Source organism: Pseudomonas sp. B26(2017) (genome assembly GCF_002113045.1).
Lineage (GTDB): Bacteria > Pseudomonadota > Gammaproteobacteria > Pseudomonadales > Pseudomonadaceae > Aquipseudomonas.
Genome location: NZ_NEJJ01000003.1, coordinates 184,625 through 209,581, shown reverse-complemented (window position 1 = coordinate 209,581; position 24,957 = coordinate 184,625). Strand labels below are relative to the sequence as shown.

General features: G+C 58.9%; 16 protein-coding genes. 10 read left to right on the top strand and 6 right to left on the bottom strand.

Annotation, left to right across the window (positions count from 1 at the left end; genetic code table 11):
• The first annotated feature begins 73 nt into the window (after positions 1 to 73).
• A complete protein-coding gene (locus tag CAF79_RS06230) occupies positions 74 to 889 on the top strand; it encodes a sulfite exporter TauE/SafE family protein (RefSeq protein ID WP_085697090.1) in 816 nt (271 codons plus the stop codon).
• Positions 877 to 2,133: a hypothetical protein gene (locus CAF79_RS06225; RefSeq protein WP_256579237.1), complete on the top strand. Its 1,257-nt coding sequence runs from the start codon at positions 877 to 879 to the stop codon at positions 2,131 to 2,133. The genes CAF79_RS06230 and CAF79_RS06225 overlap by 13 nt, the downstream gene beginning before the upstream one ends.
• 3 nt (positions 2,134 to 2,136) lie before the next feature.
• On the opposite strand, the gene CAF79_RS06220 is transcribed toward CAF79_RS06225, so the two are convergent.
• The 5 genes from CAF79_RS06220 to CAF79_RS06200 form a co-directional block, all read right to left on the bottom strand.
• Positions 2,137 to 3,123 carry a hypothetical protein gene (locus tag CAF79_RS06220; protein WP_085697088.1) on the bottom strand — a complete coding sequence of 329 codons (987 nt, stop codon included), beginning with the start codon at positions 3,121 to 3,123 and terminating at the stop codon, positions 2,137 to 2,139.
• 168 nt (positions 3,124 to 3,291) lie between these two features.
• Positions 3,292 to 4,005: an HNH endonuclease signature motif containing protein gene (locus CAF79_RS06215; RefSeq protein ID WP_085697087.1), complete on the bottom strand. Its 714-nt coding sequence runs from the start codon at positions 4,003 to 4,005 to the stop codon at positions 3,292 to 3,294.
• A gap of 114 nt (positions 4,006 to 4,119) precedes the next feature.
• On the bottom strand, positions 4,120 to 4,650 hold the full coding sequence (locus CAF79_RS06210) for a Bro-N domain-containing protein (protein ID WP_085697233.1): 531 nt from the start codon (positions 4,648 to 4,650) through the stop codon (positions 4,120 to 4,122).
• Positions 4,651 to 4,997: 347 nt separating this feature from the next.
• Positions 4,998 to 6,248: a ribonucleotide-diphosphate reductase subunit beta gene (locus tag CAF79_RS06205; RefSeq protein ID WP_085683612.1), complete on the bottom strand. Its 1,251-nt coding sequence runs from the start codon at positions 6,246 to 6,248 to the stop codon at positions 4,998 to 5,000.
• A 554-nt stretch (positions 6,249 to 6,802) separates the two neighbouring features.
• Complete coding sequence (locus CAF79_RS06200) at positions 6,803 to 7,063, bottom strand: DUF2790 domain-containing protein (RefSeq protein WP_085683611.1); 261 nt, start codon at positions 7,061 to 7,063, stop codon at positions 6,803 to 6,805.
• Between the two features lie 452 nt (positions 7,064 to 7,515).
• On the opposite strand from CAF79_RS06200, the gene acs reads away from it, so the two are divergent.
• The 7 genes from acs to argR all read left to right on the top strand — a co-directional run bounded on the left by acs (position 7,516) and on the right by argR (position 15,555).
• Positions 7,516 to 9,471, top strand: a complete 1,956-nt coding sequence (gene acs / locus CAF79_RS06195; RefSeq protein WP_085697086.1) for an acetate--CoA ligase — start codon at positions 7,516 to 7,518, stop codon at positions 9,469 to 9,471.
• Positions 9,472 to 10,165: 694 nt separating this feature from the next.
• Complete coding sequence (locus CAF79_RS06190; protein ID WP_064383630.1) at positions 10,166 to 10,939, top strand: ABC transporter substrate-binding protein; 774 nt, start codon at positions 10,166 to 10,168, stop codon at positions 10,937 to 10,939.
• A gap of 91 nt (positions 10,940 to 11,030) precedes the next feature.
• A complete protein-coding gene (locus CAF79_RS06185; protein WP_007951063.1) occupies positions 11,031 to 11,720 on the top strand; it encodes an ABC transporter permease in 690 nt (229 codons plus the stop codon).
• Positions 11,717 to 12,415 (top strand): ABC transporter permease, encoded by a 699-nt coding sequence (locus CAF79_RS06180; RefSeq protein ID WP_085697085.1) that lies wholly within the window; start codon positions 11,717 to 11,719, stop codon positions 12,413 to 12,415. Before CAF79_RS06185 ends, CAF79_RS06180 begins: the two co-directional genes overlap by 4 nt.
• Position 12,416: 1 nt before the next feature.
• Positions 12,417 to 13,529: a succinylglutamate desuccinylase/aspartoacylase family protein gene (locus CAF79_RS06175; RefSeq protein ID WP_085697084.1), complete on the top strand. Its 1,113-nt coding sequence runs from the start codon at positions 12,417 to 12,419 to the stop codon at positions 13,527 to 13,529.
• Positions 13,530 to 13,552: 23 nt separating this feature from the next.
• On the top strand, positions 13,553 to 14,317 hold the full coding sequence (locus CAF79_RS06170; RefSeq protein WP_003227281.1) for an ABC transporter ATP-binding protein: 765 nt from the start codon (positions 13,553 to 13,555) through the stop codon (positions 14,315 to 14,317).
• Positions 14,318 to 14,574: 257 nt separating this feature from the next.
• Positions 14,575 to 15,555, top strand: coding sequence for a transcriptional regulator ArgR (argR, locus tag CAF79_RS06165; protein WP_011335538.1), 981 nt, complete (start codon positions 14,575 to 14,577; stop codon positions 15,553 to 15,555).
• A gap of 48 nt (positions 15,556 to 15,603) precedes the next feature.
• On the opposite strand, the gene CAF79_RS06160 is transcribed toward argR, so the two are convergent.
• The gene (locus tag CAF79_RS06160; RefSeq protein WP_085697083.1) at positions 15,604 to 23,337 is read right to left on the bottom strand and encodes a dermonecrotic toxin domain-containing protein; all 7,734 of its coding nucleotides are present in this window, start codon (positions 23,335 to 23,337) and stop codon (positions 15,604 to 15,606) included.
• A 306-nt stretch (positions 23,338 to 23,643) separates the two neighbouring features.
• Here CAF79_RS06160 and CAF79_RS06155 point away from each other — a divergent pair, with 306 nt between their 5' ends.
• On the top strand, positions 23,644 to 24,864 hold the full coding sequence (locus tag CAF79_RS06155) for an aspartate aminotransferase family protein (RefSeq protein WP_085697082.1): 1,221 nt from the start codon (positions 23,644 to 23,646) through the stop codon (positions 24,862 to 24,864).
• Positions 24,865 to 24,957: the final 93 nt, after the last annotated feature.

Genomic DNA, 24,957 nt, shown 5'->3' with positions numbered 1-24,957 from the left:
TGGCTGACTTGCTGAAGCAGGCCAAGCGCCGCGGCTCTACAGTCGACAGCTCCCAAGCAATGGACGACGCGCCATGTTCTACCTCTTGCTGACACTCTTCGGCTGCCTGGCCGGCGTCACCGCCGTGCTCTTCGGCTTCGGCGGCGGCTTCGTCGTCGTGCCGCTGCTGTACCGCATGCTCACCGCCAGCCACGGCGCCGACGACCCGATTGGCCAATCCGCCATGCATATTGCCGTCGCCACCTCGACCTGCGTGATGATCGTCAACGCCCTGATAGCGACCGACAAACACCGCCGCGCCGGCAACCTGATCCGGGATTACCTGTGGCCCTTAGGCGGGTTCATAGGATTGGGCTCTATTGTCGGTGCCGTCGCGGCGGTGTGGGTGAGCGGTGAGGTCATTCGCTATGCCTTCATCGCCTACCTCGGCGTGACGATTGTCGATTGCCTGCTGCGACGCGGCTTTCTCACACGGTCCGAAGGCGTCATCCCACGGCGATTGGGAACGGTGGAAACGTCCGGCGGTGGGGTAGGCATTGGCGCCATCGCGACCTTTCTCGGCGTAGGAGGAAGCGTCATGACTGTGCCGTTGTTGCGGCGTTGCGGGTTGACCATGTCGCAGGCGACTTCGATGGCCAATCCGCTGAGCGTACCGGTGGCATTGGCGGGGACGCTGACGTACATGCTGATGGCGGGGTTCAGCGAGACAGACCTCGGGCCATGGTTTATCGGCTATGTGGATCTGCTGGCGTTTGGGGTGCTGACGTTGGGTTCGATGCTGGGGATTCGATTGGCCACGCGGTGGATCGGGCGGATACCGGATCGGGTGCATGCGTGGGTGTATATCGGGTTGCTGGTGATTGTGATGATCAGTATGTGCGTGAGCTGATCCGGACGAAGCTCGATTCCCCGCTACAACATCGACATAATCCACGGTCACTTTTTGCGGCATTTGCCCGCTGGCTCAAGGAAGAATTGATGTTCCACGGATTGTTGCGCTTTTCCGGCATTTTAGTACTCGCCGTTTTTTTCCATCCTCTGGCATGGGCTGAAAACGCTACGCAGGTTTACACGGGAACGCTGGGTAAGACGGCGATCGTTCTGGAGATGAATACCCGAACGGGAGAGGGGCGTTACTTCTACCAGAAGTACCGCAAGGATCTGGAACTCGAAGGTTCCAGGGATGGGGACACGCTCGAACTTAGCGAAGGTTCGATGATGGACGGGGACTCCCGTCCAACGCTTCGTTTACACGCGATCGGGAGCAATTGGTCCGGTGAGTGGAGTAATCCAGCCGGGAAAACCCTCAAGGTTGAATTGCAGCCCGCAATGATTCCGCAAGCCCCCGTCGACGCATTGCCCTATATCGTCAGCCTGCGTGAGAAGGCTCCATACGAGTATCTGCGGCTGCAAGGAATGAAACTGCAAAAGGGCAAAACCGAAACTTTCATGGGCTACACACTGCAATGGTGGAGCGAGCCCAAATCACAAGCTTCGCTTTTTGAAGTGGTGTCCGGTTATTCCCCGCAAGTGCGCCAACGCATCAACCAACAATTGATGGGCCGATTGTGGGGAGAGGTGATCGCGTATTTCAGTTGTTCGGGTGACTACTCTCAATCCAGCCAACCTCTGTGGATGACGCCTTCGGTTATGAGTGTGCGGATTTCAACGGATTATTACTGTGGCGGCGCCTACCCGGACCAAAGCAACGACGCGCTCAACTTCGATGCCACAACCGGTCAGACACTGACGCTCGAGGACGTTTTGTGGGTAGGGCAAGGTCAGCCGCTGCACTATGAACAACACGATGATTTCAATGCAGGCTCACCCGGTTCTTCTGATGCCTGGTCGAAATACCGGACTACAGAGTTGGCGCCCTGGCTGGTCGCACAGTTGCTGAAACTGTATCCCCGGCAAATGACCGTCACTGCAGAGGGCGATAACGACTGTCACTACGACGAGAGCGATCCCTGGCAATTCATGGGGTGGTACTTCACGGAGCAGGGCATCAAGTTTGATCCGTCGTATCCCCACGTCGCGGCAGTGTGCGGATTCGTAGACTGGAGCATCCTGCCGTACTCAGTCGTCAAGCAACACCCCGGCGCCGTCAAACTGCAACTGCCCCAGGGCTAACCATCACGCCAAACCCGGCGCTTCACGAATGATGAAGTGATCCAGGTTCTCGATATTGGCATTGAAGACCTCGAAAGGCTTTTCGGGGTTCTTCTTGCCCGGCACCTGTTTCAACTCCGGCGTCACGCCATAGAAGAAGCAGAACAACTCCTTATCACTGTCGATCGCGTGCTTGATCTCTTCCAGAAACGCCTTGCGCTTGCGGTAGTTGTCGATCAGCTTTTTGTTCAGATAGACACTGACCGGATAAGGTTTCTTCTTGCTGTCATCCGGCTTCTTGAACCAGACTTTGTCCTCGAAATCGATCCGGAAACTGGCGCTGTGAAAGTCCTCGATCTTCTTGATCCGGCCCCAGTAAATCAGCCCCTTGTTGTCCGTCAGGTATTCGATCTTCTTGAAGAACGAACTGTACGGCGCCGTATGCTCGCCAATCTTCAACGGCATGCGCTTGAGCAAATCCTTGTCCGCGAAGTTCGACACAAAACACTCCACGGGGTGAGCGAAGACACTGGTCTTGTCCGGCGCCGTCTCACGACTCGGCGACTCTTTTGAGGGAGTAGCCGCCACCCGCACCGGATCATCCCGCAACACATCCGCCACCCCCGCTGGCGCGGCAGGCTTGCGCACATACTCACGACGCGTCAGCAACAACTCCGACGGGAAATGCTCCTCCCGCCCGTCATCCGATTCCCCATCCGCCGCCTCAACCCCAGACGCCGACGTCTTCACACTCACATACGGACAACCCGCCACATGCTGCGTACCGGGCAGATTCTTGAAGTGCGGCGTGCGCACGTAATTCACGTTCTTGGCGTTGAACGTGCCCAACTCGTTGGAGGCATCGAACGCCGCACGACAAGCGTCGTTGGGGCACTGGAAGTGCTCCTTGGCGGAATCGAACGCCACCGTCTCATCGAAATTGAGATCGCGAACGTCATAGATCGACAACTTGTCGTCGAGGCTGAGGCAGTAGGCGAGGTCGAATTTCATGGTGGGGCTCGGGTCCTTGAGTGGGGGAGGGGTATTAATAGCGGGTGGTGGGGTGGGTTGCACTGATTGTTTTCGGGATGATGCAAAGTCTGTGTGAGTGAGCCAGCTCCCGCTGGGCCGCAAAGCAGCCCGAAAGTCAGCAAGCGCGATTAGTCAGATAAACCGCGATTATTCCCTTTCGAGTCTTCCAACGTTGTCATACAGCCAAGCAGTGAAAGCCTCTCTGTCATCCGAATGGTGGCAACGTTGGTGACAGTTGGGACACAGCGCCACGACATTCGAAGGCTGGTCCGATCCTTCTTGCGACATATGCTTTACGTGATGAGCTTCAAGAAACGGTTTTCCATTTTTCTTAAATGGCGCTTCTTCGCCACAACCTTCGCACTTCCCATTGGCTTCCTGACGAACCCAGCCCCTCAATTCGGGATCACGAAAGTAAACCTTTCTGGTGGCCGTCGTTTGGAGAGGTGTCTTTATCCCTTGGGGGACGTAATCAAATTGCGTTCGCTCAAATTTGTCTGCGCGTTGTTCCAGTAACGCTTCGTCCGCAGTTGGATCAGAATCTTCAAGCGTCAGAACGGTGGAATCATCAAGTGCTTTACGGATGCTACGCGCTACATTCGCACCAACATTCTTGGCAGGTTTATAGCCTTCAATACGCTTTCGACCCATTTCTACCAACACGGTAGAAATGTTCTGCATCCGAAATTCGACAGAACCCTTCGTCCGGCTGGCGAGTGGGCCTTCTCGCAGAATGCGATTTTCCTCAGTCTTGACGAATTTCTGGCCGCTCTGCTCACGCGCCAGCATCTTGAGGTAGGCATCGACCGCAGCCTGAATCTCTACGTCACTCCAGTCGCTATTAGTTTTTTCCGTATCCATACAATCGCCGAGGGTTGAAAACCCTCGGACGATACTGAGTGGCCATCACAGCTGTCTACGAAAATTCCTACAGAAAATAACGACGAATCTCGCGAAGTCCTACAACCACCATCACTAGCCCATGGAATGCCTCGAAGACTGAAACACCTGCGCAACCTTTCGCCACCAAGGCTTCCCCGGTCTTTGCCGTTGCGTCTGATCGCTCAGCAGGTAAGGCATATCCCGCAGCCGAATCCAGCCTTCATCCTGCCAATGCAACAGACTCAACGACATCTCCGGCCAATCCAACAAACTCAATATCGGTCGTTCTGAATGTCCTGAGTGCTCTGCATCGCGCAAGGCCGGCACCACCTGCAGAGTTAACCACTCACGTAACAAGCGATTCCCTGGGACGTAGTGATACACCAGCAGCGCATACACACCTGACTCGCTGAGCATTAACTGCTTTTCAGGTTGCCGAAAATACTCAATCCACAAAACGCGACGTTGATCTTTATCTAGCTTGTTGACCATGCGTTCGCACAGATGGAAACCCATCAAGCGGCCGACATCGCGAGCGCAGAACCACGTTTGGTTTTCGAGCAGAAGGGCATGTAGAGCGAGGTTGTGACGTGAGAAGACTGTTACAGAAAAAGGATTAGGCATATCCATTACCTCTACGTTTAGATTTTTGGAGGGCCTGACCCCAACGTAGAGTGGACTGAAGAAATCCCAACGAGCGGGGCAGTTCCACCGACGACATGTGCGTCTGTGTAACTGGCCAAGCTTTCTACGTTGGGTGTTTCTTAGGCACCTGCAATTGAGCTTAGAGGTGCTTGCAGTTGGCTTCAATGCGAAGCGGCTGTAAGTGCTGTAGGAGATTGAGCGCTGCCACGTAGGGATGGAAAAGGATTACCAGTCGCCTATAAAAAAAGCCCCGATAAAATCGGGGCTTTTGCTTTCTGAATTTGACGACTCAAGCAGCAGTCATCAAATCGTGGCGAGCGAGACTATTAGTCCCAGCTCAACGCACCACCAGTTTGGTATTCGATCACACGAGTCTCAAAGAAATTCTTCTCTTTCTTCAAGTCCATAATCTCGCTCATCCAAGGGAACGGGTTAGTGGTCCCTGGATATTCTTCTTTAAGGCCGATCTGCGACAGACGACGGTTAGCGATGAACTTCAGGTAGTCCTCCATCATCGCTGCGTTCATGCCCAGTACGCCGCGAGGCATGGTGTCGCGGGCGTATTCGATTTCCAGTTGGGTGCCCTGCAGGATCATCTGCGAGGCTTCTTCCTTCATTTCGGCGTCCCACAGGTGCGGGTTTTCGATTTTGATCTGGTTGATCACGTCGATGCCGAAGTTCAGGTGCATGGATTCGTCGCGCAGGATGTACTGGAACTGCTCGGCGACGCCGGTCATTTTGTTGCGGCGGCCCATGGAGAGGATCTGGGTGAAGCCGCAGTAGAAGAAGATGCCTTCCAGAACACAGTAGTAGGCGATCAGGTTGCGCAGCAGTTCTTTGTCGGTCTCTACGGTGCCGGTGTTGAATTCCGGGTCGGAGATGGCGCGGGTGTATTTCAGGCCCCAGGCGGCTTTTTTCGCGACCGACGGGATCTCGTGGTACATGTTGAAGATCTCGCCTTCATCCATGCCCAGCGATTCGATGCAGTACTGGTAGGCGTGGGTGTGGATCGCCTCTTCGAAGGCCTGGCGCAGGATGTACTGGCGGCATTCCGGGTTGGTGATCAGGCGGTACACGGCCAGGGCCAGGTTGTTGGCAACCAGGGAGTCGGCGGTGGAGAAGAAGCCGAGGTTGCGCATCACGATGCGGCGCTCGTCGTCGGTCAGGCCTTCCGGGTTTTTCCAGAGGGCGATGTCGGCGGTCATGTTGACTTCTTGCGGCATCCAGTGGTTTGCGCAGCCGTCCAGGTATTTCTGCCAGGCCCAGTCGTACTTGAATGGCACGAGCTGGTTGAGGTCGGCGCGGCAGTTGATCATGCGCTTTTCGTCAACGGCGACACGGGCGGCGGAGCCTTCGAGTTCGGCGAGGCCTTCGGCGACGTCGAGGGAATCCAGTGCAGCCTTGGCGCGGGCCACGGCGGCCGAGTCTTCGGCGGTCACGGCACGGGCTTCGAGGGCGGCGGCACCGCCGGCGCTGTCGAGGCGGTCCATGTTGGCTTCGCTAGCGTGGCCGGCGTTGGCGCCTTTCACTACTGCTTCTTCACTGTCTTCTTTGTCGAATTCGTCCCAGCTCAGCATGACGTGTCGTCTCCTGCGTGAGGGCCTGTGCCCGTGTGAAAACTGATGGGTTGGTTTTTCACACGGCCGTACAGGCCGCGTTGGATGTCGTTTTTTGCAGCGGTGCTACGCAGGCAATAAACAGAAATTTTTTTCGGGTTTCCGAGAGCCTCTGACGGGCGCGAGTCAGCGTTGACGCTGCTGCGGGGCTTCAGAATGGCTTTGATCCCTGTAAGGGAATATTGCTGACCCGATGGGGCGGCATTATAGGGAAAAAAACAACCGCGTGGGGGAGGGCGAAACAGCGCAGGGTGGTCGAGCGCGAAGGTGATTTCGTTCGGAGCGAGGGTTTACAGGGCTTTCGCCGGGATTGGCCCCGGAGAATTTTTTTTCATTAATTTTTTGGCGTGTGATTGATTGCTCAAAAAACGAGCAAAAAACCGGGTTTTTCACTATATCTTGTGTTTTGCAACCCTTTTGCGCCGCTTCAAACACAACTGAGCCCGACCGAAGCCGGGCTGGAATCGACCCTCGATGTTGCGCTGAGCGATCCGATTCGGTGCAGTCTCAAAACATCAATTGGTGCAGCCGTTGCCCATGATGCTGTAGCGCAGGATGTGACGCTGACCCTTGGAGTCGTCGTACTCCATTTTCATCGGTACTACTTCGCAGACATTTGGAACTTCGCTCATGGAAACAACTTTGGCGATGTCCAGGTGAGTGGAGTAAGTGTATTCCTCGATGGCGGGTTGTTGCTGTGCGACATCAGTCGGAACCTCGTCTGCCATGGCGGTTGCGCACAGACTGCTGAGGGCCAGAACCAATAAAGCTTTCATTTGAAATTTACCTTCTTGAGGTCGAGTGGGGTCACGCAACCTTTTTGGGGTTGCGTGTGGAACTTCATCGTTTTGCTTTGTTACTTCAGAACTGGATTAACGGCCTTCGTGGGGGCTGTAACCTTGTTAATCGCTTTGCCTTGTCGGCGAGGTGAATTTTAGGGAGGCGGAGTAGGGGTAAACAGACCCGGTTTTGATAAACACCTTTGGCAGATTTGGTAACAATCGCTGGATATCGTGTGACCACCGCTGCGGCTTTCTCGGGAAACCGGGTCGTCTGAATCGCTCGCAAGCCAGCTCCCACAAGGGTTGCGTCGTTTGCTTCAGGGGTGTTCCGGGCATTTCTGGATGTTTTGTAGGGGCTTGTTACTACCATCGTCGAATGGTTCTATACGGGCGCCCCGGCTACAACAGGGTCATACAAAAACAACTATTACACCGAGGTAGGAAAGATGAGTGCGGCTTCCCTGTATCCCGTTCGTCCCGAGGTTCTGGCCAATACGCTGACCGACGAGGCGACCTACAAAGCCATGTACCAACAGTCGGTCGTCAACCCTGACGGCTTCTGGCGCGAACAAGCCAAGCGCCTCGACTGGATCAAGCCTTTCACCACGGTGAAACAGACTTCGTTCGACGATCACCATGTCGATATCAAATGGTTTGCCGACGGCACCCTGAACGTTTCCTACAACTGCCTCGACCGTCATCTGGCCGAGCGCGGCGATCAGGTCGCCATCATCTGGGAAGGCGACGATCCTTCCGAAAGCCGCAACATCACTTACCGCGAACTGCACGAACAAGTGTGCAAGTTCGCCAACGCCCTGCGTGGTCAGGACGTACACCGCGGCGACGTGGTGACCATTTATATGCCGATGATTCCCGAAGCCGTGGTCGCCATGCTGGCCTGCACCCGGATCGGTGCGATTCACTCGGTGGTGTTCGGCGGTTTCTCGCCGGAAGCCCTGGCCGGTCGCATCATCGACTGCCGCTCGAAAGTGGTGATCACCGCTGACGAAGGCATCCGCGCCGGCAAGAAGATTTCCCTCAAGGCCAACGTCGACGACGCCCTGACCAACCCGGAAACCAGCAGCATCCAGAAAGTCATCGTGTGCAAGCGCACCGGCGGTGACATCAAGTGGAACCAGCACCGCGACATCTGGTACGAAGACCTGATGAAAGTGGCGGGCACCGTCTGCGCGCCGAAAGAGATGGGCGCCGAAGAAGCGCTGTTCATCCTTTATACCTCCGGCTCCACCGGCAAGCCGAAGGGCGTTCAGCACACCACTGGTGGCTATCTGTTGTACGCGGCCATGACCCACGAGCGCGTGTTTGACTACCGTCCGGGCGAAATCTACTGGTGCACCGCCGACGTGGGCTGGGTCACCGGTCACTCCTACATCGTCTACGGCCCGCTGGCCAACGGCGCGACCACGCTGTTGTTCGAAGGTGTGCCGAACTATCCGGACATCACCCGGGTGGCGAAGATCGTCGACAAGCATAAGGTCAACATCCTCTACACCGCGCCGACCGCGATCCGCGCGATGATGGCCTCCGGCACCGCCGCTGTTGAAGGCGCGGACGGCAGCAGCCTGCGTCTGCTGGGTTCGGTGGGCGAGCCGATCAACCCGGAAGCCTGGGACTGGTACTACAAGAACGTCGGCAAGTCCCGTTGCCCGATCGTCGATACCTGGTGGCAGACCGAAACCGGCGGCAACATGATGAGCCCGCTGCCGGGCGCTCATGCAATGAAGCCGGGTTCTGCAGCACGTCCGTTCTTCGGTGTGGTGCCGGCGCTGGTGGACAACCTCGGCAACATCATCGAGGGCGAGGCCGAAGGCAATCTGGTGATTCTCGATTCGTGGCCAGGTCAGGCGCGCACGCTGTATGGCGATCATGACCGTTTCGTCGACACCTACTTCAAGACCTTCCGTGGCATGTACTTCACCGGTGACGGCGCCCGTCGCGATGCCGACGGTTATTACTGGATCACCGGTCGCGTGGACGACGTGCTCAACGTGTCCGGCCACCGCATGGGCACCGCCGAGATCGAAAGCGCGATGGTCGCTCACCCGAAAGTCGCCGAAGCGGCGGTGGTCGGTGTGCCGCACGACATCAAGGGGCAGGGCATTTATGTCTACGTCACCCTGAAAAACGGCGAAGAGCCGAGTGAGCAGCTGCGTCTGGAACTGAAGAACTGGGTGCGCAAGGAGATCGGTCCGATTGCTTCGCCGGACGTGATCCAGTGGGCGCCGGGGCTGCCGAAGACCCGTTCGGGCAAGATCATGCGCCGCATCCTGCGCAAGATCGCCACGGCCGAGTACGAAGGGTTGGGTGATATTTCCACCTTGGCCGATCCGGGTGTGGTGCAACACCTGATCGATACGCACAAGACCATGAACGTCGCGTAAGCGGCGGGTCTCAAGGCTGAAAAGCCCCGCCCGGCATCGCGCCGGGCGGGGCTTTTTCATTTGTGGAGTCGATCGTTCCCACGCTCTGCGTGGGAATGCAGCCCGGGACGCTCTGCGTCCCAAGAGCGGACGCAGAGCGTCGAGGGAGGCGTTACCACGCGGAGCGTGGGAACAATCAGTTAGGGGGGGAATCTTCGGCCAATAATTATCGAATTGCTCCGTCAGCCCATTCCCACTGTTACCCGTCAGCGTTCAAGTAACTGAATGTGTAACCGCCCGCTCCGCAACGGGGCGTCCGGAAACGCATCGCCCCGTTTTAGAGCCTCAAAACCCCCGGTGAAAAATAAGACGCATCCCCGCGCTTGCCGGATTAGAAGGGTTTGCGAATAATAGGCCCGCAATTTGCAGCATAGATCGGTTCACTGTCTTTCGCTCTTGCATGAAATTGCAGGGCTGTCAATGTGCTCAAGCGGGTTTCTCGGTGCATCTGTAATTAGTTGTCGCATTGAAGAAATATCGGCTTCGGGCCTGTCGTTAGAATGCCGATCACTCGCTCGTCGTGGCTTGCGTTGAAGCCTTCGCGGTTTTGACTGGAACTGTCCCACGCACGCAGCAATCGATTTCGTTACACCCATTCGCATATTGGGCTGTCGCTCACTCTGCCGTTTTTGCCCTTTACCGATGGAGTCCCAAGATGAAGAAACTTGTGCTGCTTGGCGCCCTGGCACTGTCCGTGCTGTCCCTGCCGACATTCGCCGATGAAAAGCCTCTGAAAATCGGTATCGAAGCGGCTTACCCTCCATTCGCCTCCAAAGCGCCGGACGGCAGCATCGTCGGTTTCGACTACGACATCGGCAACGCACTGTGCGAAGAAATGAAGGTCAAGTGCCAGTGGGTCGAGCAAGAGTTCGACGGTCTGATCCCGGCACTGAAAGTGCGCAAGATCGACGCGATCCTGTCGTCCATGTCGATCACTGAAGACCGCAAGAAGTCCGTGGACTTCACCAACAAGTACTACAACACCCCGGCTCGCCTTGTGATGAAGGAAGGCACTCAGGTCAGCGAAGGTCTGGCCGAGCTCAAGGGCAAGAACATCGGCGTGCAGCGTGGTTCGATCCACGAGCGTTTCGCCCGCGAAGTCCTGGCCCCGCTGGGTGCCGAGATCAAGCCGTACGGCTCGCAGAACGAAATCTACCTCGACGTGGCCGCCGGCCGCCTCGACGGCACCGTGGCGGACGCTACGCTGTTGAATGACGGCTTCCTGAAAACCGACGCCGGCAAAGGCTTCGCGTTCGTCGGCCCGGCGTTCACCGACGTCAAATACTTCGGCGACGGCGTAGGCATCGCGGTACGCAAGGGCGACGCCCTGAAAGACAAGATCAATACTGCCATCGCGGCCATCCGCGAAAACGGCAAGTACAAGGCAATCCAGGACAAGTACTTCGACTTCGACATTTACGGCAAGTAAAGACGTCGCTCGACCCGTCCGAAATGGCGCAAGCAACAGGATCTCTGCGGTTTGCGCCATTTTTTCATCCCAACTTTCGAGGACCTGAATCATGTTGAAAGGCTACGGGGCTGTCATCCTCGATGGCGCTTGGCTGACGCTTCAGCTCGCCTTGTCGTCCATGGCCCTGGCCATCGTTCTCGGGCTGATCGGCGTCGCGTTGCGCCTGTCGCCGGTGCGCTGGCTGGCGTGGCTGGGCGATCTGTATTCCACGGTGATTCGCGGGATTCCCGACCTGGTGCTGATCCTGCTGATCTTCTACGGCGGTCAGGACCTGCTCAACCGCGTTGCGCCGATGCTCGGCTATGACGACTACATCGACCTGAACCCGCTGGCCGCCGGTATCGGCACCCTCGGTTTCATCTTTGGTGCGTACCTGTCGGAAACCTTCCGCGGCGCGTTCATGGCGATCCCTAAAGGTCAGGCCGAAGCCGGCATGGCGTACGGCATGAGCAGCTTCCAGGTGTTCTTCCGGGTGCTGGTGCCGCAGATGATCCGTCTGGCGATTCCGGGCTTCACCAACAACTGGCTGGTGTTGACCAAGGCCACCGCGCTGATTTCCGTGGTCGGTCTGCAAGACATGATGTTCAAGGCCAAGCAGGCGGCCGACGCCACCCGCGAGCCTTTTACCTTCTTCCTCGCAGTGGCGGCGATGTACCTGGTGATCACCAGTGTCTCGTTGCTGGCGCTGCGTCACCTTGAGAAGCGCTACTCGGTAGGCGTAAGGGCGGCTGATCTATGATCTTCGACTACAACGTCATTTGGGAGGCCCTGCCGCTGTACCTCGGCGGTCTGGTCACCACCCTCAAGTTGCTCGCGCTGTCGCTGTTCTTCGGTCTGCTCGCGGCGCTGCCGCTGGGGCTGATGCGGGTATCCAAGAACGCTGTGGTCAACGGCGCGGCGTGGCTCTACACCTACGTGATTCGCGGCACGCCGATGCTGGTTCAGCTGTTCCTGATCTACTACGGTCTGGCCCAGTTCGAAGCGGTGCGTGAAAGCTTCCTCTGGCCGTGGCTGTCCAGCGCCACGTTCTGTGCGTGCCTGGCGTTCGCGATCAACACCAGCGCCTACACCGCCGAAATCATCGCCGGCAGCCTGAAGGCCACACCGAACGGTGAGATCGAAGCGGCCAAGGCCATGGGCATGTCGCGGGTCAAGATGTACAAGCGCATTCTGTTGCCGTCGGCCCTGCGCCGGGCGCTGCCGCAGTACAGCAACGAAGTGATCATGATGCTGCAGACCACCAGTCTGGCGTCCATCGTGACCCTGATCGACATCACCGGCGCGGCCCGTACTGTCAACGCGCAGTTTTACCTGCCGTTCGAGGCGTACATCACCGCCGGCGTGTTCTACCTGTGCCTGACCTTCATTCTGGTGCGCCTGTTCAAGCTGGCCGAGCGTCGCTGGCTGAGCTACCTGGCCCCGAGGAAGCACTGATATGGAACGCATCGACCACGTTCTGCCGTGGAGCCACCTGGGCAGCGAGCGCCGGATTTCGGTATTTCGATTCGGCAGCGGCGAGCGCAAGGCCTACATCCAGGCCAGCCTCCACGCTGACGAACTGCCCGGCATGCGCACCGCCTGGGAACTGAAAAAACGCCTCGGCGAACTCGAAGCCAAGGGTCTGCTCAACGGCGTCATCGAGCTGGTGCCGGTGGCCAACCCGCTGGGTCTTGGCCAGTTGCTGCAAGGCAACCATCAGGGCCGTTTCGAGGCCGGCAGCGGCAAGAATTTCAACCGTGATTTCGTCGAGCTCAGCGCCCCCGTGGCCGCCAGGCTGGAAGGACAGCTCGGTGATGACCCGCACGCCAACATCCGTCTGATCCGTCAGGCGATGGCCGATCATCTGGCCGCATTGCCCGAGGCCAGCAGCCAGTTGCAAGGCATGCAGCGCATCCTGCTGCAACACGCCGCCACCGCCGATGTGGTGCTGGACCTGCATTGCGACTGTGAAGCCGCGCTGCACATGTATGCCTTGCCGCAGCACTGGCCGCAGTGGCGTTCGCTCGCTGCGCATCTGGATGTGAAAGTCGGCCTGCTGGCGGAAGATTCCGGCGGCAGCTCGTTCGACGAAGCCTGTTCGCTGCCGTGGCTGCGTCTGTCGCGTCTGTTTCCGGATGCACAGATTCCGCTGGCGTGCCTGGCGACGACTGTCGAACTGGGCGGTCAGGCTGACACCACGCCTGCGCAGGCTGAAGCCTGGGCCGAAGGGATTCTGGCGTTCCTTGCCGAGCAAGGCCTGATCCGTGGCGAGTGGCCGGGCGCGGCGCACGAACCGTGCGAAGGCATGCCGTTCGAGGGCACTGAATTGCTTCTGCCGCCGCATCCGGGCGTGGTGAGTTTCCTGCGCAAGCCCGGCGAGTGGGTTGAAGCCGGTGACAAGATTTTCGAAGTGATCGATCCGCTGTCGGATCGGGTCAGCACGGTGTGTGCTGGTACGTCCGGGGTGCTGTTTGCCATTGAGCGGCTGCGTTACGCCCAACCCGGTTTCTGGCTGGCCAAAGTGGCGGGGCGCGATGCGCTGCGCGACGGCCCTTTGCTCAACGACTGACTGTTTTTGTGAGAACCGACCGCATGTACAAACTTGAAGTCCAAGACCTGCATAAACGCTATGGCAGTCACGAAGTGCTCAAGGGCGTTTCCCTGAAAGCGGCCGCCGGCGATGTGATCAGCATCATCGGCTCCAGTGGCTCCGGCAAAAGTACTTTCCTGCGCTGCATCAACCTGCTCGAGCAGCCGCACGCGGGCAAGATCCTGCTCAACAACGAAGAGCTGAAACTGGTCGCCAACAAGGACGGCGCGCTGAAAGCCGCTGACCCGAAACAGCTGCAACGCATGCGTTCGCGCCTGTCGATGGTGTTCCAGCACTTCAACCTGTGGTCGCACATGACCGCGCTGGAAAACATCATGGAAGCGCCGGTTCACGTCCTTGGCGTGTCCAAGGCCGAAGCTCGCGAGAAAGCCGAGCACTACCTGAACAAGGTCGGCGTGGCCCATCGTAAAGACGCGTTCCCGGGGCACATGTCCGGTGGCGAGCAGCAGCGTGTGGCGATCGCCCGTGCGCTGGCGATGGAGCCGGAAGTGATGCTGTTCGACGAACCGACTTCGGCCCTCGACCCGGAACTGGTCGGCGACGTGCTGAAAGTCATGCAGGCCCTCGCTCAGGAAGGCCGGACCATGGTGGTGGTAACCCACGAAATGGGCTTCGCCCGTGAAGTGTCGAACCAGCTGGTGTTCCTGCACAAAGGCGTCGTGGAAGAAAGCGGCAACCCGCGTGAAGTGCTGGTCAATCCGCAGTCGGAACGTTTGCAACAATTCCTCTCGGGCAGCCTCAAGTAATCGCTCCCGTTACGCACCAAATTAGGTCATGCTTCGCGATCTGAAGGCGGACCAGATTCCTCTGTGGGAGCGAGCTTGCTCGCGAATGTGACGGTTCAGAAGCAGTGATGTCAGCTGACACACCGCTTTCGTCGGATCGCCGCCCGGAGCAAGCTCGCTCCCACAAGGGATCCGCGCCAGTTTCAAGATTTGTGTTCATTTTGGGCTAGCATTGGCCCTTGCCTTCATCACCGTTCTTCGCTTCGGATTGCCCGCCCATGACTGCCCATCGAATTGGTTTCCTGATTTGGCCCAGCACTAAAGCTCTGACTTTGGCGCTGGCAGAGGAGGCCTTGCGTGTTGCCCAGCGTGTGCATCCGGACGTGGTTTACGAGTTGTCATTCCTGCAGGCCGAAGCCCCGGCCGAAGGTGAATGGCAACTGCCCGGCGAACCCTGGGCCGGCAAACTCGAGAACTTCCAGAAACTGTTCCTGCTCGCCGATGAGCCTCCGACGACGTTGGCGCCGGCACTCAGCAGCGCGCTCAAGCAACTGGTGCGCGCCGGTTGTGTGATCGGTGGTCTGTCGGCCGGTGTGTACCCGCTGGCGCAACTGGGTCTGCTCGATGGTTACCGCGCGGCGGTGCACTGGCGCTGGCAGGACGATTTCGCCGAACGCTTCCCGAAAGTCATCGCTACCAGCCATCTGTTCGACTGGGATCGCGATCGCCTGACCGCGTGCGGCGGCATGTCGGTGCTCGATTTGCTGCTGGCTGTGCTGGCCCGTGACCACGGTGCGGAGCTGGCCGGTGCGGTCTCCGAAGAACTGGTGGTCGAGCGCATCCGCGAGGGCGGCGAGCGTCAGCGCATTCCATTGCAGAACCGTCTCGGCTCCAGCCATCCGAAGCTCACCCAGGCGGTGCTGCTGATGGAAGCCAACATTGAGGAGCCGCTGACCACCGACGAAATCGCCCAGCATGTGTGCGTGTCCCGCCGTCAGCTGGAGCGGATCTTCAAGCAATACCTAAACCGTGTGCCGAGCCAGTACTACCTGGAACTGCGCCTGAACAAGGCCCGGCAGATGTTGATGCAGACCAGCAAGTCGATCATCCAGATCGGCCTGTCCTGCGGGTTCTCTTCGGGGCCGCATTTCTCCAGCGCCTACCGCAACTTCTTCGGCGCCACGCCACGGGAAGACCGCAACCAGCGGCGCAGCAGCAGTCCTTTCGAACTGTCGTCGGTGCCGCCCGAGCGCGGTTGATCCATAACCGATACAGCCATGGCACGAGCGGCCATGGCTGCAGCTCGATCAGTCTTCTATTTCCATATCCGGCCTCACCTGTGGTGGTGGAGTGCCGTCAATGCCTGCGACGTTCAGGTCGTTACCCGTTTCCTCATAGTAGGCGCGGATGCGCGCCAGGCTTTGTGCCGACAATGGGTTGCCGCCCAGGTCGTAGCGGTCACCGATGGTCGGGGGCACTTCCATCAGGGTTTCCGGCACTTCGGTAATGGCATTGCCGGACAGGTCAATCTCACCCCAGTGCAGGTTTTCCAGCACGCCTTTCGGGATTTCGGAGATGCCGGTATGACTCAGGTCCAGTTCGGTCAGGCTCTGCAGGTTGCTGAGGTCGGGGGTCAGTCCCAGAGGATTGTCGCTCAGGTTGAGCACCTCGAGCTTATCCATACCTGCCAGTGCCGCCACAGATTCGGGTGTCAGGCTGATTCCGCAATCCGAAAGGCTCAGGGCTGTCAGTCGATTCAGGGTGTAAATGTCCTTGGGTATGTCGCCCAGATGGATTGCCCGGATGGCCAGGCTGTCGATATTGGGGAACGCTTCAAGGAAATGCCCGAGTCGCGTCGAGTGGCCGTCGCCCGTCAGATACAGATCATGTACGTGAGGAAATTCGGTGCCCAGTATCGGCAGGTCTCCGGCGAAGTTAATCGCATGGTTGAACGCGTAAGCGTCGAGGGTCGAGTCTTCCAGCGGAACCTTGCGCCAGCAGGTCAGCAGTTCCTCGGCGAACTGTGAGCGCAGTTGCTCCTGGTGCGATCGCGCGGTTTCGGACAGTGGCTCGCCGGTGCGCGGATCGAGCGGAATGTCGCTGATCCAGCGAGCGAGATTGCGGTTGAGATCGCTCAGTACCTTTTCCAGACGTGTCAGTTCGTTGCGACCGTCGGCCAGACTGCCGGGCAAACGATAAAACAGGGTGCTGGCCTGCTCATCATCCAGACTGGGGTAGAGGGTTTGCACCCGAGCGAGATCCCTCTCATCGGCAAGCACGCCGAGATCACTGCCGGTACGCCTGAAGTAGTCCTTGACCCGCTCGCGAGTCGCAGGGCTCAGGGGGTTCTTGCCAAAGTCGTAGCCGTCACCGTTTTCTGCCGGCAAGTTGAAAATCTCATCAGGAATTTCGCTGATGCGATTGTTGTTGAAAATGGCGATGCCCAGCGTCGGATGATTGATTATCCCGGCAGGCAATTCGTCCAACCCGGTGCTGGCCAGATCCAGAAAATCCAGATTCGGCAGGGTATCAATGTGCGGTGCCAGCCCCAGCGGATTGTTGTACAGATCGAGTTTTTTCAGGCCTGTCATCGTGGCGAGAGTGGCGCGACCTTCGACATCCAGTTTCAAGGCGCAGTTGCTCAGCACCAGGCTTTCCATGGCTGACATCTGCCTGAATGAGGCCGGTATCTGCCGCAATCCCAAATCACGCAATTCCAGAGTCTTCAGCCCTGTGAACGTGCTGAAGAAGTTGTCGCCGATGCGCAATCGGCCAGTGCCGGTTATCGACAGCGCCGTGACGTGGCTGAAGTCTGCGCTCGGTGGGGGCAATTCACCGATCAAGGACAGGTTGAGAGTCAGGCTGTCCGAGCGAACTTCGGGGCGGACTGTCGAGCGTTCTCGCCAGAACGCTTGCAGGTCACGGCGATATTGATCACGCCCGGCGCGCTCAGCGGCTTTTTCCTCATCGGTAAGTCGTATGCCGCTGGATGGATGTCGTTCGGGAATTTCTGCGGCCCATTCTCCGAGAGTCGCATTCATCTGCTGCCACTCTGTTTCCCAGTGGCCGATCCGGGCACGTCCCTCATCCATTGTTCCCGGCAACCAATAGAGCAACTGATTCGCTTGCTCGGCGTCCAGTGCTGGAAACAGTGCGCGTACACGGTCGATGTCGGCCTGTGGCATCGATACCCCGAAGTTCTGCCGATCGCGCTGGTAGTGGGTCTTGATCCGGTCGCGAGCGGCCGGGGACAGAGGGTTATCCCTCAAGGTGAATTGCTTGGGCGACAGTGCCGAGCGTTGGTAAAGACTGTCGGGCGGTTCGCTGATCCGGTTTTGATCGAAGTCAGCCATTTTCAGCGTCGGGTGTTCGATCAGGCCGTCCGGCAGCTCAGAGATCCCGGCGTCTACCAGACGCAGGCGGGCCAGTGCCGGCAATGTATTCAACTGTGGTGTGGCACCCAGCGGGTTATGGCTGAGATTGAGGAGCTGCAATCGGCTCATTGAAGAGAGGCGGGCCTGGGTTTGCGGTGTGAGGCTCAGCCCACAGGACTCCAGCACCAGACGCTCCAGTAAAGGCATGCGTTCGCAAGCCTGTGGCAGGTGCTCGAGTCTGAAATCATGCAATTCCAGGTGGCGCAGGCCGGGAAAGCCCGAGAGGAACGCGTCGATATTGCCCAGATTCGGATTGCCATCGAGCGTCAGCTCGAGAATATGACTGAAGTCGGCCGACAGCTCAGGCAAGTCTCCAATGAAGGTCAGACTGGCCATCAGTACATCGCCTCGCTCCGTGGGTTTTTCGGCAGACCGGTGGCGCCACAGTTCTTCAATACGTTGGGTGAAAACCCGCCGGCTGGTACGCATCGCCGACATCTGCCACGGGGTCAGCCTCTGTCCCGTAAGCGGGTGAATGTTCGGCGCAGCCGCCTCCCATCGCAACAGTTCGTCTTTCATTTGACGCAGTTCCGCCTGCCAGTGCCTGACCTGGCTGCGACCATGCTCGATCGACCCCGGCAAGCTGTAGAACACGTCGCTGGCATCTTGATCATCGAGGTCGGAAAACAGTTGCTGGATGGACTCGATATCTGCGCGGTCGGCGAGCACCGCGAAATCCTGGCCGGCTTCACGCTGGTGTTGCTTGATACGTTCGCGGGTGGCCGCATTCAGCGGGTTGTTCGACAGGTCATAGCCGTCGGCGACCTGATTCGGTATTTCGAACAAACCTTCCGGCAACTCGGTGATCTGGTTCTCGCTGAGAATAACGGTCTCGAGTCTCGGGTGGCCGATCAGACCGGACGGTATTTCCCTAAGGCCGGTGCGCGACAGATCGAGATAGCTCAGTGAGTTCAGCATTTGCAGGTCGGGCGCCAGCCCCAGCGTGTTGCCGGGCAGTTCCAGTGACTCGAGCCCAGGCATGCTGGCCAGCGCTGTCAGCGACTCGGCAGTGAACGTCACACCGTAGTTTTCCATGACCAGTATCTCCATCATCGGCAGGCCATTGAGCATCGTGTGCAACTGATCAATCTTGCCGTTGCGCAGCATCAGCTGTCTGAGTCGGGGGAAACTTCTCAGGAATGCCGTGTTGCCGCCAATCCCCTTGTTGCCGTTGAGAGTCAGTTGAGTGATATGGCTGAAATCGGCGTTCAATACCGGCAAATCCCCCCTGAAGTTGGCCTGGATCGAAAGGACGTCGGCTCTGACGTATGGAGGGCTGGTTGAGCGGTGTCGCCACAGGCGCAACAGATTGCCGGCGAAAGTTTCGCGGGCGTCAATTTCGGTAAAGCGCTCATTCGCCTCCAGTGTGGTGCCACTGATTGGATCGCGGTCGGGAATATCTCTTGCCCATGAAGCCAGATCGGCGTTCAGCGTGGCCAGCTCCGTTTCCCACACGGTCAGTTGCAGGCGACCCTGATTCAGCGAGCCGGGCAGGTTGTAGAGCAGGCTGCTGGCCTGGCCGTCATCGATATCCGGAAACAGCGCCCGGGTTCGGGCTATATCAGCCTGCTCGGCACGCACGCCGAAATTGAGTCCGGTCCGGGTGAAATAGTTTTTGATGTGTTCGCGCGTGGCCGCAGAGAGCGGGTTGCCCGAGAGGTCGTACCCGGCGCCGACATCGGGCGTGAGTTCAAACAGGGCATCAGGCACAGAGGTGATCAGGTTTTCGCTCAACCATGCGCTTCTGATTCTCGGGTGGTCGATCACCCCGAAAGGCACCTCGGCGATCGCGGTGCGGGAGAGATTGAGGTAGGTCAGCGATGACATGCGGGTGACATCAAGGCGTGTGCCCAGCGGGTTGTCCTTGAGGTCCAGTTCGATCAATTCATCAAGGGAGGCCAGCAGTGCCTGGTTTTCCGGGGTCAGTACGATCTCGCATGTGCGCAGCCGAAGTTGGCGCAGGGAGGGCTTTGCGATAACTGTTGGCAGATCGTGCAGGTCGAAGTTGCGCAGATCGAGGCGCCTCAGTTCAGGAAAGTGACTGATGAACGCTGCGATGCCTGAGGACGTTCCGCTGCCACTCAGTTCCAGGCTGACGACATGGCTGTAATCGGCTGACAGCTGCGGGAGATCGCCCAACAGCGGTTCGTTGAACTGCAGGCGATAGCCAATTCGGTCCAGGGTTTCCCGGCGCCAGCAACTGAGCAGGGTGCGGGCAAACAAATGGCGATTGCGCTCTGCGGCTTCCCGCTGGGCGAGGGACAGTTCCCGGCCGGTCGCAGGATCGGTCCGCATGGCCCTGAACCGCCATTGATCGAGGTCGCTCTCCAGGCGTGCGTATTCGAGGCGCAGGCGCGAGAGTTCGGCAATCGGATTTCCCGGAAGATTTTGCAGGTGTTGCACCATCGCTTGCAGGCCGTCCCGGGTGATCCCTGGAAACACGTTTCTGGTGCGTGTTTCCAGGGTAGGCGGCGAGCTGTCCGTCGATCGATTGCGTGAATAACCCTCGGTGCCCAGAAGGCGCAAGGTGTCGCGTGTCGGGGTCGGCACCGGTGCGTCGGTCAGCGTGAGACGCAGGTTGGAGCGGGGCAGCGGGTTGTCGCGTATGAGTTGCTGGAGTTTCGCTCCTTCGCCGATCTGCAGGTTCAACGCCTGACGCTGGGCGTCCGGCAAGGCTTGAAGCACGCAGGTGTAAAAGTCCGTCGAACCGTGCAATTGCAATCCGTCCGAATCGAACGGTTGCCACAGGCCATCGGCCCGGCGTACCAGGATTTTCTTGATGGCTGCATCCATGGGGCCGGTACCATCGAGCCTGTTTCCGGCAAATGTCAGGTCACGGACTTCCAGGCTCAGGCCCTCGGGCCAGCCGGGCAACAGCTGCAGGCTGTACAGGGCCAGCATCTCGGAATCCGGATTACGCACCGAATCGATTTCCAGCCCCTCATAGGCGCGGGTAATGCGCAGCTCGTGCATGGCGGTTTGGGAAAGCTCTTGCTGACGCTGCGGAAACTGTCCTTCGCCCAGTTGCAGCAGCTCGGTGCCCGTGGCGGTGTCTATGAGCTCTTCGGCAATTCTGACGGGCAGTTGCGGCACATGCCGGGCCACCGCCTTTATCAGTGGAGCCTCGCGGTGCTGAAGTGACTGATAGCGTTTTTCGAACAGGTTCGGGCGCTGTTGATCGGCGATTGCGGCGAGTCTGGCGCGCAGTCGCCGGGTGCGGGATTCAATGGAAAGCACCTGCCCGAATTCTTCGTCGAGCAGCGTGTTTTTTTCGGACTCGCTGAGCGATTCCAGCACGGTCTTGAGCAGATCGCCGTCGGTCAGCTGGCCTTGATGAATGTCTGTCAGCGCAAGCTGCGCATCGCTGGAGGACTGCCAGATGGTTTCGCCTCGGGCGTTGAGCAAGCGCAGTCGCCGGTTGGCAGGCCACAAGCCCTGCTCGTTGAGCAATTGCAGCTGAATGAACGGATCGGCCATCCGGTACTCGGTCGGGTCGTCGCTGGAGAGCTGTTGTATGAAGGTCTGCAGGTCCTGATCGATCTTGAAGCGCTCGATGGTATCGGCCAGCAAGGGTGGCACTCGCTCCTGGTTGACGTGCATTTTGCGTAACCCGTCTTCGGTGTAACCGCTGACTTGCAGAATTCGCTCGCGCTTTGCCGCAGCAAACGGTTCCATGCGTGGGCCGATACGTCGCAATGCGGTGGCGCGGTCCCATTGCAGCGGGTTTTCCAGCTCGGTATGAAACGCACCTTCGCCGTTGTGCCGCACAATCGGCTGATAGGCATCCGGATCGGTGGGGTGTTCGATGCGCAGCTTGCCGGGATGTTCGTGATCGCTGACGGTGTAGTGCGCCTGGTCGGCAGGCAGCAGTTTTTTTCCGTCGAGCAGGTGCAGGCCCTGTGCGTCGGGACTGGAATCGGCCGCTGGGGTCAATGGGCACTCGTAGGGTTTCAGGTCCGGTTTCCAGTACAGGGTCTTGCCGTTGCGCAGTTTCACCGGCTGGAAGCGATCCATGAATGCCACCACTTCGGGAGGTAACACTTTGGGCAGTTCCGCCATGGCAATGCCGGTTCCGACTCCGAATGAACCGAGCTGGATCATGGATTCCAGTGCGGCAAAAAAGTGTTCGCAAGCTTCGGTGGTGAGTCCTTCGGACAGATCGACAACGAACGTGAAGACTTCGTCAAGCAACTGGTAAGTGATGTACGCCATCATCATTTCACCCAGAAACGGCACGAACGGCAGAACAACGAACGCGGCCGCTTCCAGGATCGACTCGGCGACACTGACCAGTGCATCCCAGCGCTGCCAGCGAGCGTTGCGATCAACCGTCGCAGTGGAAATCGCGATCGCGGCGGCATCGTTGAGTATCTTGTTCAACTTGCGCTGATAGAGGTGTTCCCAGAGTTCGCCGGCGATGGGCGTAGCGGCAATTTGCAGAATCGGCCTTGCGACTGGCGTTTCGCGCCAGGGAGGCGATAAATCGCCGGCCTGCGGCTTGTGATAGGTCACCTGACTCAGGCGTTGCCTGAGCTGGCCGAAGAATTGCCCGCGTTGATCGTGGGCGACAAAACGGCTGAAGAATCGCTGGAAGGCCGCTTCGCGCAATTGCCGGATCAGCGCTTCTGTCAGTTGGGCTGTAGACGCGTATTGCTTGACGGGGTGTTCAGGGTGGCCAGGTATGTAAGCCACCACCTGCGCCGCGGTTCGTGTCTGTTCGAGGTCGGGTGCGAACAGCACAATCCCGGTCAGTTCGACCGACATCATCGTCAGGTCCTGGCACAGCAGCGGCTGGCCATTCATTTGCACGTTGTGGGCACCATCGAGCAGACGTTCAATCGCATGCAGATGCGCGTGGTCGATATCGCCCTTCATCCGCGCCAGTTTCAGGGCGGTGCGCAGTGCGGCTTTTTGCGCCGCATTGATCTTGTGGCGCAAGACTGCGGCAGCCACCGGACTGGACACTGCCAGGTTTTCTTCGAGATAGGTTTTGTAGCGGCTGCCGATGTCCAGTGCCCGGCACAGTCGGGTGAAAGGGGCAATCCCCGGATTCATGTTGAGGGGCGCCAGCGTTTCGTATGCCCCGCTTGCCGAGGGTCGGGTGACGAACGATGAGCCGGCGGCATAGGCGTCGGCGACGGTTTCGTCGGTCTCGAAGTTATGCAAGGCCGCGTCGAGCAGAGACACCGTCCATGTCCGGGTGCCGGTGGTAATGCCGGAGGCGGTCACGGGGATGTACAAGTGCAGGAAGGTTTCTCTGACATTCACGTCAACGCCGAAGCTTGATTTGAGCGCCTCGGTCAGCAGCGGTTCGGCGAAGGTGCTGGCGTCCTGAACGCGATCGAGCACCTGATCGACACCGTTTTGCGCCTTCATGTACTCGACAATGAGCGTTCTGAGGGCATCGTGCTGCTCTCGCGGGGCTGCCTTCACGGCATGGTGGAGGCGGTGGCGGTTGTTCTTCAAGGCGAGGCGCCGGGCTGGTGAGGCCTTGCCCAGCCATTCGGGAAGCGCTTTGACCAGCGGTTCATAGTGAGACGGAGGGTTGAGTGCCGCCGCGCCGGGCGTGAGTGGAAGGGCGGGCAAGTGCCCGGTATTGGATGGCATTGTTGGCGTCCTTGAGCATCGAAATGGAGCCCAAGCAAAACAGCAGCCGGCCATCGGCAGGTGGTAGAGATGTATGACAGGCAGCGCCTTCGCAATTGATATGCTCGCAGGCCTGCTGCAATGGCCGGCGGCAGTTTAAACTGCGCCTTTGCGACGCTATATGTCGCATTGCCGTAAACCCGGGAAAATCCGGGGTTTGCGCTATAAGAAGTTGTCGCTTGGCGACAAGGCCGGGCACAAAACTGTCCTTACAATCCCCCCATCGCTCGCCAGTTTCAGGCGGGTGGCCCTCATCAGGAGACTCCGATGTCCGTTGAGCACGCTGCGGTACAACGCGCCGATTTCGACCAGGTTATGGTTCCCAACTACGCGCCTGCCGCTTTCATTCCGGTGCGTGGCGCCGGTTCCCGCGTCTGGGATCAGGCCGGCCGCGAGCTGATCGACTTCGCCGGCGGTATCGCCGTCAACGTATTGGGCCATGCGCACCCGGCGCTGGTCGGTGCCTTGACCGAGCAAGCGAACAAGCTGTGGCACGTGTCCAACGTGTTCACCAACGAACCAGCCCTGCGCCTGGCGCACAAGCTGATCGACGCCACCTTTGCCGAGCGCGTGTTCTTCTGCAACTCCGGCGCTGAAGCCAACGAGGCCGCCTTCAAGCTGGCCCGTCGCGTCGCGTTCGACCGTTTCGGCACCGAGAAGTACGAAATCATCGCCGCGCTCAACAGCTTCCACGGCCGCACCCTGTTCACCGTGAACGTCGGCGGCCAGTCGAAGTATTCCGACGGTTTCGGCCCGAAAATCACCGGCATCACCCACGTGCCGTACAACGATCTGGCGGCGCTGAAAGCCGCTGTTTCGGACAAGACCTGCGCGGTCGTTCTGGAACCGATCCAGGGCGAGGGCGGCGTACTGCCGGCCGAGCAGGCGTACCTGCAAGGCGCCCGTGAGCTGTGCGACGCGAACAACGCGCTGCTGGTGTTCGACGAAGTGCAGACCGGCATGGGCCGTACCGGCAATCTGTTCGCCTACCAGCATTTCGGCGTGGTTCCGGACATCCTGACCAGCGCCAAGAGCCTGGGCGGCGGTTTCCCGATCGCCGCAATGTTGACCACCGAAGCGCTGGCCAAGCATCTGGTTGTCGGCACTCACGGCACCACTTACGGCGGCAACCCGTTGGCGTGCGCCGTGGCTGAAGCGGTGATCGACGTGATCAACACCCCTGAGGTGCTGAACGGCGTCAACGCCAAGCACGACAAGTTCAAGACCCGCCTGCAACAGATCGGCGAGAAGTACGGCCTGTTCACCCAGGTGCGCGGTCTCGGTCTGCTGATCGGTTGCGTGCTGAGCGATGCCTGGAAAGGCAAGGCCAAGGACATCTTCAACGCCGCTGAACAAGAAGGCCTGATGATTCTGCAGGCCGGCCCGGACGTGATCCGTTTCGCCCCGAGCCTGGTGGTTGAAGACGCGGACATCGACGCCGGTCTGGATCGTTTCGAACGTGCTGCCGCGAAACTGACGCAAGCCTGATAGATCCTTCGGCGCCTGGAGCTTTCAGGCGCCGAACCCAATTTTGATGCCGGGCAAATCAAAGTGGGAGCGAGCTTGCTCGCGAATGCGGTG